The 16,396-nt window shown below is 50.7% G+C and carries 12 protein-coding genes, 1 other RNA gene and 1 pseudogene; 7 read left to right on the plus strand and 7 right to left on the minus strand.

Annotated elements, in window-relative coordinates:
- The 4 genes and pseudogenes from IQ235_RS03565 to hisC all read left to right on the plus strand — a co-directional run.
- A pseudogene (locus IQ235_RS03565) lies at window positions 1-332 on the plus strand (hypothetical protein); the annotation flags it as partial.
- Between the two features lie 296 nt (window positions 333-628).
- Complete coding sequence (locus IQ235_RS03570) at window positions 629-2,302, plus strand: mechanosensitive ion channel (RefSeq protein WP_264320122.1); 1,674 nt, start codon at window positions 629-631, stop codon at window positions 2,300-2,302.
- Between the two features lie 534 nt (window positions 2,303-2,836).
- The gene (rpe, locus tag IQ235_RS03575) at window positions 2,837-3,544 is read left to right on the plus strand and encodes a ribulose-phosphate 3-epimerase (protein ID WP_264320123.1); all 708 of its coding nucleotides are present in this window, start codon (window positions 2,837-2,839) and stop codon (window positions 3,542-3,544) included.
- 437 nt (window positions 3,545-3,981) lie between these two features.
- Window positions 3,982-5,043 carry a histidinol-phosphate transaminase gene (hisC, locus tag IQ235_RS03580; protein WP_264320124.1) on the plus strand — a complete coding sequence of 354 codons (1,062 nt, stop codon included), beginning with the start codon at window positions 3,982-3,984 and terminating at the stop codon, window positions 5,041-5,043.
- A gap of 267 nt (window positions 5,044-5,310) precedes the next feature.
- Here hisC and IQ235_RS03585 read toward each other — a convergent pair whose 3' ends face one another.
- The 6 genes from IQ235_RS03585 to ssrS form a co-directional block, all read right to left on the minus strand.
- Complete coding sequence (locus tag IQ235_RS03585) at window positions 5,311-6,075, minus strand: ABC transporter ATP-binding protein (RefSeq protein ID WP_264320132.1); 765 nt, start codon at window positions 6,073-6,075, stop codon at window positions 5,311-5,313.
- Between the two features lie 53 nt (window positions 6,076-6,128).
- Window positions 6,129-8,759: a cyanophycin synthetase gene (cphA, locus tag IQ235_RS03590; RefSeq protein ID WP_264320125.1), complete on the minus strand. Its 2,631-nt coding sequence runs from the start codon at window positions 8,757-8,759 to the stop codon at window positions 6,129-6,131.
- Window positions 8,760-9,190: 431 nt separating this feature from the next.
- Window positions 9,191-10,018 (minus strand): cyanophycinase, encoded by an 828-nt coding sequence (locus IQ235_RS03595; RefSeq protein ID WP_264320126.1) that lies wholly within the window; start codon window positions 10,016-10,018, stop codon window positions 9,191-9,193.
- A gap of 375 nt (window positions 10,019-10,393) precedes the next feature.
- Window positions 10,394-11,806, minus strand: coding sequence for a replicative DNA helicase (gene dnaB, locus IQ235_RS03600; RefSeq protein WP_441373241.1), 1,413 nt, complete (start codon window positions 11,804-11,806; stop codon window positions 10,394-10,396).
- A gap of 163 nt (window positions 11,807-11,969) precedes the next feature.
- Window positions 11,970-12,428: a 50S ribosomal protein L9 gene (rplI, locus tag IQ235_RS03605; RefSeq protein WP_264320127.1), complete on the minus strand. Its 459-nt coding sequence runs from the start codon at window positions 12,426-12,428 to the stop codon at window positions 11,970-11,972.
- Between the two features lie 237 nt (window positions 12,429-12,665).
- Window positions 12,666-12,853: non-coding RNA, 6S RNA (gene ssrS, locus IQ235_RS03610), on the minus strand.
- A gap of 236 nt (window positions 12,854-13,089) precedes the next feature.
- Here ssrS and rimM point away from each other — a divergent pair.
- The 3 genes from rimM (at window position 13,090) to IQ235_RS03625 (ending at window position 15,600) form a co-directional block, all read left to right on the plus strand.
- Complete coding sequence (gene rimM, locus IQ235_RS03615) at window positions 13,090-13,758, plus strand: ribosome maturation factor RimM (protein ID WP_264320128.1); 669 nt, start codon at window positions 13,090-13,092, stop codon at window positions 13,756-13,758.
- Window positions 13,759-14,244: 486 nt separating this feature from the next.
- Window positions 14,245-14,421 (plus strand): hypothetical protein, encoded by a 177-nt coding sequence (locus IQ235_RS03620; protein WP_264320129.1) that lies wholly within the window; start codon window positions 14,245-14,247, stop codon window positions 14,419-14,421.
- A gap of 363 nt (window positions 14,422-14,784) precedes the next feature.
- Entirely contained in the window at window positions 14,785-15,600 is an 816-nt protein-coding gene (locus IQ235_RS03625; protein ID WP_264320130.1) for an SDR family NAD(P)-dependent oxidoreductase, read from the plus strand.
- A gap of 48 nt (window positions 15,601-15,648) precedes the next feature.
- Here the strand turns inward: IQ235_RS03625 and IQ235_RS03630 are convergent.
- Window positions 15,649-16,396 (minus strand): Uma2 family endonuclease (locus IQ235_RS03630; protein WP_264320131.1); only part of this gene is annotated, 748 nt, incomplete at its 5' end.

Consider the following 16,396-nt stretch of genomic DNA (forward strand, 5'->3'; position numbering starts at 1 on the left):
GCGTCACTCTCGATCGAAGAACCACCAGCGAACCCTTAAATCTGAACGCGCTAGCTCAAATCGCCATCGAAACCTTGCAACGAGGAGAGGGATTTCAAGCTGGTGCGGTGCAACCCGTCGCCCCAGGAGAAATTCTGCTGCCGTGGACGGGTATCCTCAGTGCCAATCGGAGTTCTGGGCCCATTAGTGGTCAGGTGTTGGTGCGCCAAGTCGATCGAACCGTGCTGATGTTAGTCGTCTCAGCAACAAGCGAGGGTGCGTCCTCTGTCGATAGCGCGATCGCGACTTTGGCCGGCAGCTTGCAAAAGCTGGATGGATCGGGTTCGACCTAACTGGGGTTCGATCGAACCCTGACAAAAAACTGTTATCGGGCAATACTTTCGCGATCGGGTCAATTTCTGTAAGATAATCCCATGTATTGCCCCCTCGGGCAGTCTCGGGGTGCATGGGTTGTTTTCACGAACAATCTGGGTGCGGCTGGAATACTTTGCTCCCCGTCCAGTTGGATGACTTGTTAAACGCTTGTTGAACGACTTAAAGACTAACTCAGTTACTTGTAACAAGACACAACGGAGGGCGCGTTTTGTCCTATTCTGCTTTGATTTAGGAGCCTCAACGCGCACAACTTATGACTCATATACGGTATCTCACATCCATGCCCGACTGGCTAGGAGCCGATCGCGGCGAGCTACTCGCTCAAACCAATTTCAGCAGCTTTTTCAATAATCTCGGATCGACCTTAGGAGAAGCTATACCTAGATTAATCGGCGCGATCGTCATTCTGGTCGCCTTCTGGCTGGGGGCACTTTTAGCGGCAACTCTCGTCAAAGGGTTGCTCGATCGGACTAATCTCGATAACAAAATTGCCCGTTGGCTTTCTGGTTCGCAACAGGGTGCCGACTATCCCATCGAACAGTGGGCATCGCAGATCGTTTTTTGGATTATCTTGTTGTTTGGGCTGGTGGCATTTCTCAATGCCTTAGGTCTGCAATTTGTCTCCGGACCCATCGGTAGCTTCCTCGAGACTATCTTTGAATATTTACCCAAAGTGGGTGGTGCACTGCTGCTACTGGGGTTGGCTTGGGTGCTTGCAACCCTTGCCAAAACGCTGCTGATTCGATTGCTAGCACCGTTGCGCTTGGACGATCGGCTCGCTGCTGAAAGTGGAGGAGAGAGTCCGTTTGTCCTCAGCGAAACCTTGGGCAATGCCGTCTATTGGTTTATCTTTCTCTTCTTTCTGACGCCAATTCTCGATACTTTGGAGTTAGAAGGGCCCCTCGGGCCGGTTCAGAATCTACTCGATCAAATTCTGTCGGCACTGCCTCGGGTTCTCGAAGCCCTTATTATCGGAGCGATCGGCTGGTTTGTCGCCCGCATCGTCCGAGGGATCGTCACCAACTTGCTATCGGCGACGGGTGCCGATCGACTTGGGTCTAGATTCGGTCTGAGTTCGATCGATCGGAATACCTCTCTCTCGGGTATCGCCGGTACGATCGTCTACGTACTGGTGCTGATTCCCACGGCGATCGCCGCTTTGAACGCCCTGCAAATCGAAGCGATTTCCGAGCCGGCGATCGCGATGCTCGAACAAGTCCTCGAATATATCCCGCGCCTCTTTGCCGCGAGTGCTATTCTGGCCGTGTTCTACGTCATAGGACGCTTCGTCAGCGATTTTGTCACCAGTATTCTGACGAGCCTCGGCTTCAATAGTCTTCCTTCGGTTTTGGGGTTATCGAGCCTTTCCGAAACTTCTGCTCGACCGACTGCGCTCGATGAAGACACAACAACGCTTCAATCTCGTACGCCATCAGAATTCGTCGGCATCATCGCTTGGGTCGGTGTGATTCTCCTCGGTCTGATCGCTGCTGTCGAAGCGCTCCAATTTGAAGCTCTCAGTGTCATCGTCTCCGGTCTGTTGGTCATTTTGGGACGGATTCTCGTCGGACTGACCGTATTCGCGATCGGTTTGTACTTGGCTAACTTCGCCTACAGTTTGATTGCGAGTTCCGGTAGCTCTCAGTCCCAGTTATTGGGTCAGGCCACTCGGGTGACGATTATCATCTTTGTTGCCGCCATGGCGCTTCAGAGCATCGGTGTTGCCCCGGATATCGTTAACTTGGCCTTCGGCTTATTGCTCGGCGCGATCGCCGTTGCCATCGCCCTGGCCTTCGGTTTGGGGGGTCGTGATATTGCAGCGGAGCAAACCCGAATTTTCCTGGCTTCCTTCAAACAAAAAACAGGAACTCGATCCACAGGTAAATCAGCTCAAAGACAAGCGCCTCGATCTACCCCAGAAATTTAGATCTCGCATCGGTCTCGAAGAATGGAGGATTGAGAAAAACTTGGCTTAATGCTTCATTCTGCTTTTTGATTCTAGCGTTTGTGTTTTTTCGGGCTTCCGATCCTAGAGAAAACTTAGGGGTCACTTCATATAGAAGCTATATAGAAGCCTTTTCTCGAACTCAATTGCTTTTGCTTTACTCTTACACGCCCAAACCTATCTCCAGGTTTGGGCGTTTTTATCGCTCCACACCGCAAGTCGGGTGATTCAACCGAATGTAAGACCCGGAATTTTATCGAGGGACGCGATCGTCAAGTCATACCACATCCGGATAATCGACCATAAGCGCACAAATCCCACGAGTCACTTTCTTCCCCAGATTCTCACCCCGAACTACGGTAATTTAACTGGATTTGATATCATCGCTCTCCACAGGACAAGAGATCGAACTCGAATTAGATTGCAACTTAATATTGTAAATAAGAGTATTGCGATACAAAATTTGTTAAAATTTTATAAAAATATATGCCATAGGAGACCGGGGAGAACACCAATATGACCGCATCACAAAAACAAACCGTTATTTCTCCATCCATTCTTTCAGCCGACTTCAGCCGCTTGGGAGAAGAAATTCAGGCCGTCGATCGCGCCGGTGCTGACTGGATTCACGTCGATGTTATGGATGGTCGTTTCGTTCCCAACATCACCATCGGACCGTTAATCGTTCAAGCCATTCGCCCGGTCACTCAAAAGCCCCTCGACGTTCACTTAATGATTGTAGAACCGGAAAAGTACGTCGAGGATTTTGCGAAAGCTGGCGCCGATATTATTTCCGTTCACGCCGAGCATAATGCCTCGCCCCACCTCCACCGAACCCTCGGTCAAATTCGCGAGTTAGGCAAACAAGCGGGTGTGGTTCTCAACCCCGGTACGCCCTTAGAACTGATAGATTACGTTCTAGAATTATGCGACTTAATCTTAATTATGAGCGTTAACCCCGGTTTCGGCGGTCAAAGCTTCATTCCCGGAGTCGTACCCAAAATCCGCGCATTACGCCAAATGTGCGACGAACGCGGACTCGATCCTTGGATCGAAGTCGATGGTGGCTTGAAAGTCAATAATACCTGGCAAGTCCTAGAAGCTGGAGCCAATGCGATCGTTGCGGGTTCGGCAGTCTTCAAAGCACCGGACTACGCGGAAGCCATTTCCGGTATTCGCAATAGCAAGCGTCCGGCATCAGAACCGGCATTGGCTGCGGTCTAACAATATTTTAGACGAGCTAAATCTATTCATGTCAAACGCCCCTTTTTCAACATAGAAAGGGGACGTTTTTTTGCTGGTGTGTAGAAGCGAGCTTGGCTAAGGAGTCTGCCGCACCGGTTGGAATTCCCTGTAGTTTGAAATCGAACGAGCAACTCAATTGTTGAAGAGTTGAAGATTGGTTAACGGCAATGAGAGATTGACTGAAAGTATATTTAACTTTTATAAATCAAAAATTTTAAGACTTTTAGATTAATAAAGAAATGGTCAAAAGTTTATCTCGTCAAAAACTTAAATTTAAGTTTTTGACGAGATGATATTTGTTTTTTCAGGTGTTAATTTTAACACCTGAAAATCGATCGTTTAAAATTGCGCGATCTCCAAAATTCGATAAAGAGATTTGATAAGATGAGATTCCCGTCGAAATCTTTAATAGTTACATGACCACTTACTTTCGCCCCTCCATTGATGCTTTATCTCCTTACGTTCCCGGCGAGCAACCCGCCTCGAAAGTTCCCGTCATCAAGCTCAACACGAACGAAAATCCCTATCCCCCTTCTCCCAAAGCCCTGAAGGTGCTCCAAGAGATCCCTGGCGAGTTGCTGCGACGCTACCCCCACCCCATGGCACGGGAGTTTCGTCAAGCCGCAAGTCAGGTACTGGGAGTTCCGGCGGACTGGATTTTAGTGGGCAACGGCAGCGACGATTTGTTGACGATGATTATTCGGGCTTGCACCGAACCGGGACGAAGTGTCGCGTATCCGATGCCCACCTACGTTTTATATCGGACGTTAGCTCAAATTCAGGCGGCAGACGTGGTGGAAGTGCCCTACCCCGAAGACTATACTCTACCTGTCGAGGCGCTGGTTGCTGCTGGAGGTGCCGTTACCTTTATCGCCTCGCCCAACAGTCCCTCGGGAACGGAAATTCCCGTAGAATTGCTCGACAAACTTGCCTCTCAGGTGACTGGAGTTGTGGTGATTGATGAAGCTTACGTGGATTTTGCCGAAACCAGCGCGTTGGACCTGGTGAAACGCTACGAGAATGTTATCGTGTTGAGAACTCTTTCTAAGGGATATTCTTTGGCTGGGTTGCGACTGGGGTTTGGAGTTGCCAACCCAACGCTGTTATCGGGATTAATTAAAGTCAAAGATAGCTATAACGTCGATGCAGTTGCCTGTGCGGTGGGTGCAGCAGCAATTTTAGACCGAGAGTACAAAGACGAGAATGCTGAAAAAGTGAAAAAATCTCGCAGTGAAATGGTCACTGCCCTCAACGAATTTGGCTTTGAAATTTGGCCGTCTCAGGCAAACTTTTTACTGGTTCGAGTGCCTGCATCTGTCCGTGCCGAATGGCTGTATCAACAGCTAAAAGAACGGGGCATTTTGGTACGATATTTTCAACAATCTCGGCTGGCAGATAAATTACGAATTACCATCGGTACGCCAGAACAAAATGCTGCGCTGCTCGATAATTTATCCTCGTTGCTACAGAAATCTTAATCGGACGGGAGGGATTGGGGGAGACCCTCCGAACTCGGGTTGCACGAGCGACTATTGCGGTTTGACAAACTAACAATTACAGACAGTTGACACCACCGTACGGGGGAACGACTCCTACAGCCCCTAAGGCTTTTCACCTTTTTTCGGTCAACTCTGAGTGGTGTCAATGTTTTCGCAAGCTGCGATAAGTACGATCGCCTGCAAGCTTCTCCCCTTTCCTTGTCTTACTTCCCTAAAACAAGTGAGGGAAGTAAGACAAGGAAAATATTACGATCCAACGGCTTGGTGCAAGTCTTCCGGGGTGAGACGCTCGTGAATGACGCAACCGTCGCGAAACCAGACAATACGTTGAGTCAGGCGAGCCACTTCCGGTTCGTGAGTCACCATTACAATGGTAATCCCACTATTATTTAACTCGGTGAAAATCTCCATCACCTCCTGGGTGGTTTGGGTATCCAAAGCCCCGGTGGGTTCGTCGGCGAGTAACAACACCGGACGGTTGACGATCGCCCGAGCGATCGCAACTCGCTGTTGCTGTCCCCCCGAGAGCTGATTGGGTCGATTGTGCAGGCGGCTTTCCAAACCCACCCGCGTCAGGGCAATGGTTGCTCGTTCCCGCCGTTCGCCGTTGGGAATGCCAGCGTACACCATCGGCAGCATCACATTTTCGAGTGCTGTAAGCTGGGGCAGGAGGTGAAATTGCTGGAAGACGAACCCCAGCTTCTGATTGCGAATATTAGCCAGTTCCGCATCGGATACCCGCGCCACATCTACCCCATCTAAGTAATAATGACCGGTGGTGGGGCGATCGAGACAGCCAATGACGTTCATCGCCGTAGATTTTCCCGAACCGGAGGGACCCATAATCGAGCAGTACGCCCCTCGGTCGATTCGCAAGCTGACGCGATCGAGGGCGCGCACTTCCGTATTGCCCGTGCCGTAAATTTTGGAAATATTATCGAGCTTGATGATGGTGGGAGAATCGCTTGCAAAGGCGGCAGAGCGATCGGGTGATATAACCGGAGGAACCATAACCGAGTGGATGAAATGAACGGGGGAACCCACAACCGATCGCAAATCTGACTTCAACCTCGATCGCCGATAGGTTCTCGCTTCTTAATTATATTGATCGCCCGATTGACACTTTCGGGTAAAATTACCACCAAACTGCCCTTGACGGCTTCATCGAGTCCCGTTTCAATCGCCTTTCTTTCGTCGAGAATTGATTCGTAACGGCAACTCGTATCGATTTGCCCAATTCCCTTAGAAATTAAGTCCGCTGCGTCTCCTCGGGGACGACCTCGGGTATCGTCATCTTCTTTGACAAGAATCCGATCGAAAATGTCTGCCGCGAGTCTACCTAATTCGATAAAGTCTTCATCGCGGCGATCTCCGGGCCCGCCAATGATGCCAACCCGCTCGCCGGGCCAATTGCGAACGAAATCCCCCAACGCTTTGTAACTCGCTGCATTGTGGGCGTAGTCCACCAAGGCGTGATAGTCCCCAAGATCGAATAAATTCATCCGTCCGGGAGTTTGTTCGGAGGAAGCTTTGAAGGTGGAGAGTGCCTCTTGAATATGCTCGAGGGAAACTCCTCCAGCATAGGCGGCGAGGCTCGCGGCGAGGGCGTTGGCAATCATAAAAGGAGCCATTCCCTTAAGAGTGAGGGGTACATCCTGGGCTTTGGCAATTCGAAGGGTGGAATCGCGAGTGACCAGCGATAGATAACCCTCTTCATAAATGGCTGCTAATCCTCCCGCGAGAATATGTTCTTTAACCCGCTCGTTATTGGGATTCATGGAAAAATACGCAATTTTGCCGCGCACCCGTTCGGCCATATCTGCCACCAGGGGATCGTCGGCATTGAGCACGGCTACGCCATCGGAAGAGACAGTTTCAGCAACAACGGCTTTGACGTGAGCCATCTGCTCGATGGTGTTGATATCTCCCAAACCGAGGTGATCGGCCGCAACGTTTAAAACAACTCCCACATCGCACTCGGCAAAAGCCAGACCCGATCGAAGAATGCCACCCCGCGCGGTTTCGAGTACGGCAACTTCTACCGTTGGATCTTGAAGAATCAGTTTCGCACTTTGGGGACCGGTGTTATCTCCAGCTTCGGCGAGGTAATCGCCGATATAAGTCCCATCGGTGGTGGTGTAGCCGATGGTTTTCTCTGTCTGTCTGAAGATGTGAGCCACCAGTCGGGTGGTCGTGGTTTTACCATTCGTGCCGGTAATGGCAACGATCGGGATGCGACCGTTACTTTCAGCGGGAAACAACATATCCATCACCGGGCCGGCAACGTTGCGCGCTTTTCCCTGGCTGGGGTGGGTGTGCATCCGAAATCCCGGTGCGGCATTGACTTCTACAATCACGCCATCGGTTTCCTTCAACGGTCGAGAAATATCGGTGGTGACCACATCGATCCCGGCGATGTCTAAGCCAATCGTACGAGCAGCGCGCTGGGCCAGCCAAATATTTTCGGGGTGGATGTCATCGGTGCGATCGACCGAAATCCCCCCCGTACTCAGGTTTGCCGTTGCCCGCAGATAACAGATTTCCCCTTCACCCAAGATGCTATCGACGGTGTAGCCTTGGCGCTCTAAGCGGCCGATGCTGATGCGATCGATTCTCAGACGGGTGAGAATATTATCGTGTCCTTCTCCCCGACGGGGATCGCGGTTGGTTTGCTCGATCAGTTCGGAGATGGTTGAGTTTCCATCTCCCACGACATGTGCCGGAACGCGTTCGGCCACAGCCACCACTTTCCCATTGACGACGAGAACTCGATGGTCTTGACCTCGATAGTAGCGCTCGACGATCGTCGATTTGGTTTTCGACTCAACGCTGGCGACATCGTAAGCATTTTGGGCATCTTTCCAAGAGTTGATATCGATGGTGATGCCTCGACCGTGATTGCCGTCGAGGGGTTTGATCACGATGGGATAACCTCCCACCTCTTCAATAGCGCCTTCAAGTTCGTCGAGATAATGAATTACCGTCCCCCGAGGTACGGGGATGCTGGCATTTTCGAGAACGCGCTTGGTTCCTTCTTTATCGCAGGCGAGTTCCACGGCCAGGATGCTGCTGAAGTCGCTTAAGGTGGCTTGGATGCGCTTTTGGTTGACCCCGTAACCTAAATGAATCATCGATCGAGCGGCGGATTCGCTCCAGGGAATGTCACGGGCTTCGGCTTCTTGAAGCAGGGTGTCCGTACTCGGTCCGAGGGCGGATTCATCTCGCAAATCTCGCAAATCCGACAAATCCTGTTCGAGTTCGGATGGGGGATATTTTCCGGTATCGACGATGCTCTGACACAAACGGACGGCCGCCCTGGCGGCGTAGCGCCCCGCCCGTTCGTCGGTGTACTCGAAGACGACGTTGTAGATGCCGGGGGTTCCCGTTTCCCGCGTGCGCCCGAACCCCACGGGCATCCGGGCGAGTTCCTGAAGCTCGAGGGCAACGTGCTCGACAATATGACCCATCATCGTCCCTTCGCGGACGCGGCTGAGGAAGCCACCGCGACAACCGGGGGAGCAAAAATGCTCGACCAAACTCGGTAGCGTTTCGAGCAACCCTTCGTAAAAACCGGGAATGCGATCGGAGGGCTTATCTGCTAAATCCTCTAAGTCCAGACGCATGACGATCGATTTGTGGCGTCTAATACTCCAATAATTGGGGCCGCGTAAGGTCTGGATTTTGAGTATTTTCATAATGGTATCTGAGAATTGAACGGAAGCAATAGAAGCATTAACGCGGGGTGCGACTTAATTGAAGCCCTTGTTGTCGGATCGCCCTGAGAAAGCCTTTTCAGCGTCCGATTGCGATTCTCTAGAGAGATTCAAGGGTTGGGGAAATTAAGTCGCACCGAAACGTTATTAAATTAGTGTCAGACCGATCGCCGCTCCCAAACTGTTCGTAGCGAACACCCAATACCATTTGAAAAATGTTACGGGGGTCTGACGTTGGTTGGAGAAAGTGGAGAAAAGAAAGCTTTGTGGGTGAGGGTAAAATGTCGAGGAGAAAGGGGAAGGGCATCTAAACTCTAAAATTTTCGGGGTGAAAGGCATGGGCGAACTGGTCGGCGATGTTAGGATTTGATGCTCTAACCCCATCTGGCAAGCCCAAAGCGTCCGTCAGTTTCCTACACGGCCACTCGTTCTTCCGGGGGTACGATATTGCGAGTATTGAGGTTGTAGCGATCTCCGTGGGTGAGGATGTGAACCTGCAAGCCAAACAAGCTTAGGGGATCGCTAGCACTGACGTAGGGTTCGTTGGTATGGGAAAGTTCCCCAGGATCGATAATCGTGACGTTTCCTTTGCCGAGAACTTGAATCGTCCCATCTCCTTCGTACATGGCGCAGGTGTCTTCATCGACCCCCATGCCGAGCCGATCGGGATGGCAGGCGATCGCGCTGAGCAAACGGGCGATGCGATTGCGATTGTTGAAGTGCTGATCGACAATCAGCTGGGGCAGAATTCCCAGTCCCGTCGTCAGATCGACTAAGGAGCGATTGGGAGATTCTCCGCTGCCGCCGCCAGCGATCATGTGATGGCCCATGACGGCTGCTCCCGCACTGGTTCCGGCCAGGGTAATCTGACCGAGTTGGACTTGGAGCAAGATTTTTTCCATTAATGGCGTGTCCGCAAGCAAACCGCACAGGCGCAGTTGGTCGCCTCCAGTCATGAATACCCCGGTGCAGCCTTCGAGGTAGGTCTGCCAAATGGGATCTTCACCCTGAGAGCGATCGCGGATATCTAGCACTTGGACGGCTTTCGCGCCCATGTCTTCAAAAATGTAGCGATATCGATCCCCGATCGCGACGGGTTCGCGCGAGGCGGAGGGGATAATGGCAATTCGCCCATCTTTTCCGCCGGAACGATTGAAGAACGTTTGTAATATTTCCCTTCCGTGAACTTTATCTTCTGCGCCACCAATGACTAGAATGGTTGTTTTGAGAGATTGAGGCATCCTCTTTGTTCGATTGAGGTTGGGCATCGGGTGTAGATGGCGTGGTTCTTTGGTGGAACTCTACGCACCACAGGGCCAACTGTTGTTTTTTTACGCAACAATGGGCAGCTTAATTTTTTTACTTGTTTGAGGGGGGAAATGTCAAGTGTTTGCAATCAATATATATAAGTTGGAAACCGAACGGAGATGTTTTTGACAAAGGAATGCTTTTCTCAATCCTTGGCGATCTCGGGTTTGAATCGAATGAGAATTTAAGGGTTTTGCCGTCCCGGCAGCAGCGTTTCCAGCTCGCATTGACCGGAATTTAGAAAACATACCCCGGTAAGGTTGGGGTGTTGGGGTGTTGGGTTATAGGTCATTGGAGACAGATGAGACTTAGCGGCGATTGGAATTGGCCATATTGCGGAAGCGGGTGTACTGGGGATCGAAAAGCAGCTTAACAACTCCTGTCGGCCCGTTCCGATGTTTGGTGACGATCAGTTCGGTGACACCGCGATCGGGAGTGTCGGGGTTGTAATACTCATCGCGATAGACCATTAACACCAAATCCGCATCTTGTTCGATCGAGCCGCTTTCTCGCAAATCCGAAAGCATCGGGCGTTTGTTGTTGCGGGCTTCCACCCCTCGACTGAGCTGAGACAGGGCAATAACCGGAACGCTCAGTTCCCGTGCCATTCCTTTAAGGGCGCGGGTAATCCGGGAAAGTTCCTGAACGCGGTTATCGCTGCCATCTCCATCCATCAACTGCAAATAATCGAGGACGATCGCCCCTAATTCTCCACCGCAATCGGATTTGAGACGACGGGTTTTCGATCGCATCTCCGTGACGGTAATATTGGCCGTATCGTCAATATAGATCGGCAATTCCGATAAAGAGCCGATGGCGCGACTCAAGGGTTCCCATTCATTTTGACTGATGCGCCCGGCGCGCAAGCGATTGCTTTCGATCCCCGCTTCGGCAGCGAGCAATCGCTGGACGAGTTGTTCCTTGGACATTTCCAAACTAAATACCGCCACGGGCATTCGATAGTTGGCGGCAATTCGGTGGGCAACATTGAGGGCGATCGCCGTTTTACCCATAGAAGGTCGACCGGCAATAATAATCAAGTCCGATCGCTGGAATCCTCCAGTCATCGCATCGAGATCGTAGAAATCCGAGTTCAATCCCGGTGCCACCTGACCTTCATTGCGAATTTCAATTTCTTGAAACGTTTGCACCAAGGTATTTTCAATGGCGATTAAATCTTGCTTGGGACGCTTTTGGGTAATGCCAAAGACTTTTTGTTCGGCGCGATCGAGAACGGTTTCAAGTTTGGTGGCCGACTCGTAGCCGAGTTGGTGAATCTCGTTACCCGCTTGAATCAGTTGGCGGCGCAGGTATTTATCCATCACCAAGGCAGCGTAGCGATCGATATTCACTGCTGAAACCGTGCGATCGACGAGCTGAGCCAATTTGCTCTGCCCGCCAATTTTTTCGAGAAGTTCGCGATCGCGCAGCCAAGCGGTGACGCTAATCAAATCCGTCGGTGCCCCGAGATCGTGGAGGGACTTGGTCGCTTTATAGATTTCCCGGTGAGCGCTGATGTAGAATGCATCCGCATTCAAAACCTCCGAGACCCGATTAATGGCTTCGGGATCGAGCAGGATACCGCCGAGGATCGACTCTTCCGCCTCAATATTCTGAGGTGGAAGGCGATCGGTATAGGCTTGAAAGTTAAGTTCTCGAACCATATCTGGCTTGTCATCTCCACGCTCGATCGATGCGATTACCCAAAGGGACCGATTCAATACGGTCTATCTCCTCGGGATATACAAAATTGTAGACCGCACTCGGCGGTCTTGGGATCGCAGATCTGAACTTTCCTAGAGAAATGGAAGCTGCGCGAGGGATTGAGAGATATCGATCGCATTTAGGGGGAGATCGGACCTTCCCCCAAATTAAGACGGTCGATTACAACGGTGCAACGTGAATTTCGATTTCGGCGGTGACATTGGCGTGCAGCTTCACCTGAGCCTTGTAGAAACCGATTTGGCTAATTTCGGGTAAGGTTACGCCGCGTCGATCGATTTCCTGGTTTGTTGATTCTTGAATGGCTTCGACCACTTCGCGATCGGTCACGGTACCGAAAATCGCATCCCCTTCACCCACCTGCTTTCTAATGGTAAAGCGACCGATGGTTTCGAGAGCCTGCTTCCGAGAGACGGCTTCCTGCTCGATGGTTGCCAAGCGTTCGATTTCTTTTTGCTTGCGGCGTTCGACCAACTTGAGGATACCGGGGGTCGTGCGGATGGCAAGGCTTTTGGGGATTAGGTAGTTGCGCGCGTATCCCGGAGCAACTTCTACGATTTCTCCCGATTTGCCCAGTTTGCGGACATCTTCGTTTAAAAGTAATTGAATGCGTTTTGCCATGAGTATTACCGTTTTCGTGCGATCTTCGGTTATTCGTCGTTCCTTTGGGTCGTGCGTCGCCAGGGACAACTCGCGCATAGGAGGCGCGGGAGAGATAACCGGGTGGGAGACGAAAAATTAAATTGTTTGTCAGACTTTTTATCCTACGTCGAGAAGGGAGCGATCGCAACCCATTTTAGCCGTTCGATCTCACGTTAAAGCCTCCTCTATCCGCAGACAAAGGAGGCAATTTTTGTAAGACTGACCGCAACACCGTTTTACCTCAGTTTTTGACCTGCATATATTCAAGTGGGTACCTTGGCTCTAGCTTTAAGTTTCCGGGTACTTGCCCGGTTTACTGCCACCTTGAGCATTTGTGGTTCCCATATACAGGATGATTGTAGATCTAAAAACACTATTGGCAGTCACCAATGTCGCAGCTCGATCTGACGGTTCCATTGTACCGATTTATTCGGAATTTGCCACCTCAACGAGTCGATCTCTGCTCGCCGGACCTGTATCCCTCCATCGAATGACATCAAAATCCCCCGATCGGGTGAGGTGAAATAGAATCCAATCCATCTACTATTAGAAGTAACAACTGAACTCAGTACGTCCCCCACCCCCAAAGTGGGGTATTTTTTTGTCTGAGAGGGTTCACTATATTCTGAGGAATACCCAAATGACAGACGAAGAATCTCCATCCACGTCATGGTTGCAAATTGGCAAGATCGTCTCTCCCCAAGGATTGCGCGGTCAGTTGAGAGTTTATCCGAATTCCGATTTTCCCGAACGCTTTCTCGAACCGGGAACTCGTTGGTTGCAGCGTCACAGTACTCAAGAACCCGAAAAGGTTGAATTATTAAACGGACGGGAGATTCCGGGGAAAAAGCTATACGTCATTACCCTCGCTGGAGTGGAAACCCGCGAAGCTGCCGATGCGTTTCGAGGTGCGCTACTTCTGGTTCCCCAAGACGATCGCCTCGAACTCGATGAAGATGAGTATCACGTCCTCGATATCGTGGGATTGATGGTATTCCATCGGCAAACGGGAACTCGTTTGGGAACAGTGGTGGATGTGATGACGGCAGGACACGATTTATTGCAAGTCAAGCTTGATGTCGAACTGATGGCAAGGCAATCTCCCGAAGATGAGAATTTGGAGAGTCATGATGCTGAGAATTCCTCATCTAAGCCAGGGCGCAAGAAACGGCGATCGAAAAAGAAAAAAGCCCCATTAGATACGGTTTTAATCCCCTTCGTCTGGGACATCGTACCGGTCATCGATTTGGAAAACGACCGCATAGAAATCGATCCGCCACCGGGATTGCTCGATCTTCGCTTTCATTAACATGGTTTGGGTCGCTTTGGTGTTGTGTGGTGGGGTACTAGTTTTGATGGGTAATTTTGTAGGGGTAATCCCGCGCCCGGTTACCCCATCCGACCGGGGTAGGCACAGGGGCGCTACCCCTACCTGTCGCGCATCAGTGTGGTGGAGTACTAGTTTGTAGACCGGCCACTTCAAAGACGATCGGACATCAGCCTCTAGGGAGATAACGCCAGTTCGGAATTAGCTGAAACGGAAATCTCTTGTATGAGTCAGGTTGACTTTTGTCTTAATTTACCGTCTTTTAAATTAACTTTATTAAAAATCTCTTTTCTTATCATTAAGAAATGTTAAGCAGTATTTATTAAAAAATATTGCAAATCCTAGACAGGGTTGTTAGGCTGTGTGTAGTTCGCACAAATCGACGATTGTATTTTAGGAGAAGTATCATCTATGCTGGACATGAATGTTACTGACTTTGCAAGCCATTCATTCGAGAGCTAACGAACGATGTTGTCCCAAACGATCGAATCGCTTGGTGATGTAAATGAAGGTCGTCTTTTTGTCTGCGATCGCCGATCGGAACGGAGAGGAAATTTCATCGGAACAATCAAACCCCTCAGTTTGAAGAAAAGATCGAGCGAGCGAACTCAAAATCCAGAAAACCCGATTGAAATGGTGCAATAAGGGAAGCCAAAAGTCTAGATAGCCAATCGTGAAAGAAATTTAGTTCATCTTAGGGAATAGGTGAGTTGGTTTTTCGATGGCTTGGTGTTCTCGATCGATCGTCGCACCCAATCGATAACAATGGAGGCGAACAATGCCAGTTGAAATTTCAAATTATTCAACAATCGACTCATGTCCGTTCGGGTCGATCTAAGTTCTCCGCCCTCAAAACATTTCCGAACCTTTTGTCGGTTGGCGAATATGTTGTAAAAAACAGCACCAGCGTGCTTTCACTCAATTAATAGCAACCGCACGTCGATGGAAATTTTATCACCTTCGACATCGATTGACGTGCCAAAAATTCCAATTCATGGAGGTTTTTTGATGAAGATTCAAGGAAAAACCGCCCTCATTACTGGGGCTTCTCGTGGCATCGGACGAGCGATCGTTCTGGAACTAGCCGAGCAAGGAATCGAACGTTTGTTACTCGTTGCTCGCGATCGCCAGCGTTTGGCAGAACTCGCCACTGAAATTCGGGCATTGGGCATCCAAGTGGTTATTTTACCCCTAGATATTACCCAACCGGTTGAAGTCAATGTTGCCATCGCTCAAGCATGGCGAGATTACGGACAAATTCATCTTCTGATTAACTGTGCCGGAGTTGCCCATCAATCCTCTTTTTTGGATGCCAAATTGCCGGATTTACACGAAGAAATCACCCTCAATTTGATGGGAACCTATACAATTACCCGGCTGGTTGCCCGACGGATGGCAAAACATCGAGAAGGAACGATCGTCAATGTTTCCAGCCTCATGGGTAAAATTGCCGCCCCCACCATGGCGACGTATTCTGCAACTAAGTTTGCGATCGTCGGCTTTACCCAAGCCCTGCGCGGCGAACTCGCCCCCTATAATATCCGCGTCATGGCATTGCTGCCTTCCCTCACCGATACGGATATGACGCGGAACTTGCAATTGTTTCGCGGGGTGGTATCGATGACACCCCAACAAGTGGCAAAAGCTCTTGCTGAGGGACTGCGTAAAGATGCCCCGGAAATTTTGGTGGGATGGCAAAGTCACCTAGCCGTTTGGTGTAACCGCCTGCTGCCGGGGGTTCTCGAAAAGGTTTTGCAGGCGGCAGCACCGCGATCGCAATCTAAAGCCGATCGGGCATTAGAAGTAAAGTGGGTGTCCCGATAGGGTCTGAAGTGGCGGTAACGGGGTCTGGGTGGGTTTTGGTGCGAATTGCTATTTTGCATCGCCATCGAGTCCCCGTTCCTGCAAGAGCTGCCGCAATCGATCGATTTGGGATTGAGCTGTGGCGGCTTGGTGTTCGGCAGTTTCGGCGCGTTGCCGTTCTCGTTCGGCGCGTTGCCGTTCGGCTTCTTCGGGTAACAGAACCAGATTGCCGTCGCCATCGAAAAATCGCAACCAGATGGCGGATTTACCGTCCACCTCTCCTTCCCAGGTCCCCAGCCACAATCCCAGGGATTCGCACCACAACCAACCGCGATCGTTCGGGGTTAGGGCTTGGTAGCCTCGGCTCAAATCCAGTCGCCACCCTTGCAGGAAATCGGGGTTGAGGGGATCGAAGACGAAGTAGTCGGGAAGGCGAAAGGTTTTCTCGTAGAGGGCTTTTTTGTTAACTAGGTCTTCGTTGCGGGTGCTATCGCTAAGGAGTTCGATAATGACATCCGGGTAGCGCCCCCCTTCTTCCCATATCTTCCAACTGAGGCGATCGCGCTCTGACTCTGATTCTACATCTAATACAACGAAAAAATCGGGCCCTTTACGTTTGGTTTGGGTTTGAATGCGATCGTAGTAGAGGAACATATTTCCCCCGCAGTAAAAGCGCCGCTGCTGTTGGGAAAGGTAGCGGGTGCAGGCACGAATCAGTAGGTTCATCGCCATGCGATGTTGGGGACTTTCCAAGGGTTCGTCGTCGTCGTAGGGTAAGTTTTGCGGTGGAGTGGGAAATTCAAACTCTACCTCCGCG

Origin of the sequence: Zarconia navalis LEGE 11467, from assembly GCF_015207075.1 — a bacterium.
GTDB classification, from domain to species: Bacteria; Cyanobacteriota; Cyanobacteriia; order Cyanobacteriales; family Geitlerinemataceae; genus Zarconia; species Zarconia navalis.

Excerpts from the sequence above, each read along its gene's own strand:
- IQ235_RS03570 (WP_264320122.1), top strand. The coding sequence starts at position 629 with ATGACTCATATACGGTATCTCACATCCATGCCCGACTGGCTAGGAGCC.
- rpe (WP_264320123.1), top strand. The coding sequence starts at position 2,837 with ATGACCGCATCACAAAAACAAACCGTTATTTCTCCATCCATTCTTTCA.
- hisC (WP_264320124.1), top strand. The coding sequence starts at position 3,982 with ATGACCACTTACTTTCGCCCCTCCATTGATGCTTTATCTCCTTACGTT.
- IQ235_RS03585 (WP_264320132.1), bottom strand. The coding sequence starts at position 6,075 with ATGGTTCCTCCGGTTATATCACCCGATCGCTCTGCCGCCTTTGCAAGC.
- cphA (WP_264320125.1), bottom strand. The coding sequence starts at position 8,759 with ATGAAAATACTCAAAATCCAGACCTTACGCGGCCCCAATTATTGGAGT.
- IQ235_RS03595 (WP_264320126.1), bottom strand. The coding sequence starts at position 10,018 with ATGCCTCAATCTCTCAAAACAACCATTCTAGTCATTGGTGGCGCAGAA.
- rplI (WP_264320127.1), bottom strand. The coding sequence starts at position 12,428 with ATGGCAAAACGCATTCAATTACTTTTAAACGAAGATGTCCGCAAACTG.
- rimM (WP_264320128.1), top strand. The coding sequence starts at position 13,090 with ATGACAGACGAAGAATCTCCATCCACGTCATGGTTGCAAATTGGCAAG.
- IQ235_RS03620 (WP_264320129.1), top strand. The coding sequence starts at position 14,245 with ATGTTGTCCCAAACGATCGAATCGCTTGGTGATGTAAATGAAGGTCGT.
- IQ235_RS03625 (WP_264320130.1), top strand. The coding sequence starts at position 14,785 with ATGAAGATTCAAGGAAAAACCGCCCTCATTACTGGGGCTTCTCGTGGC.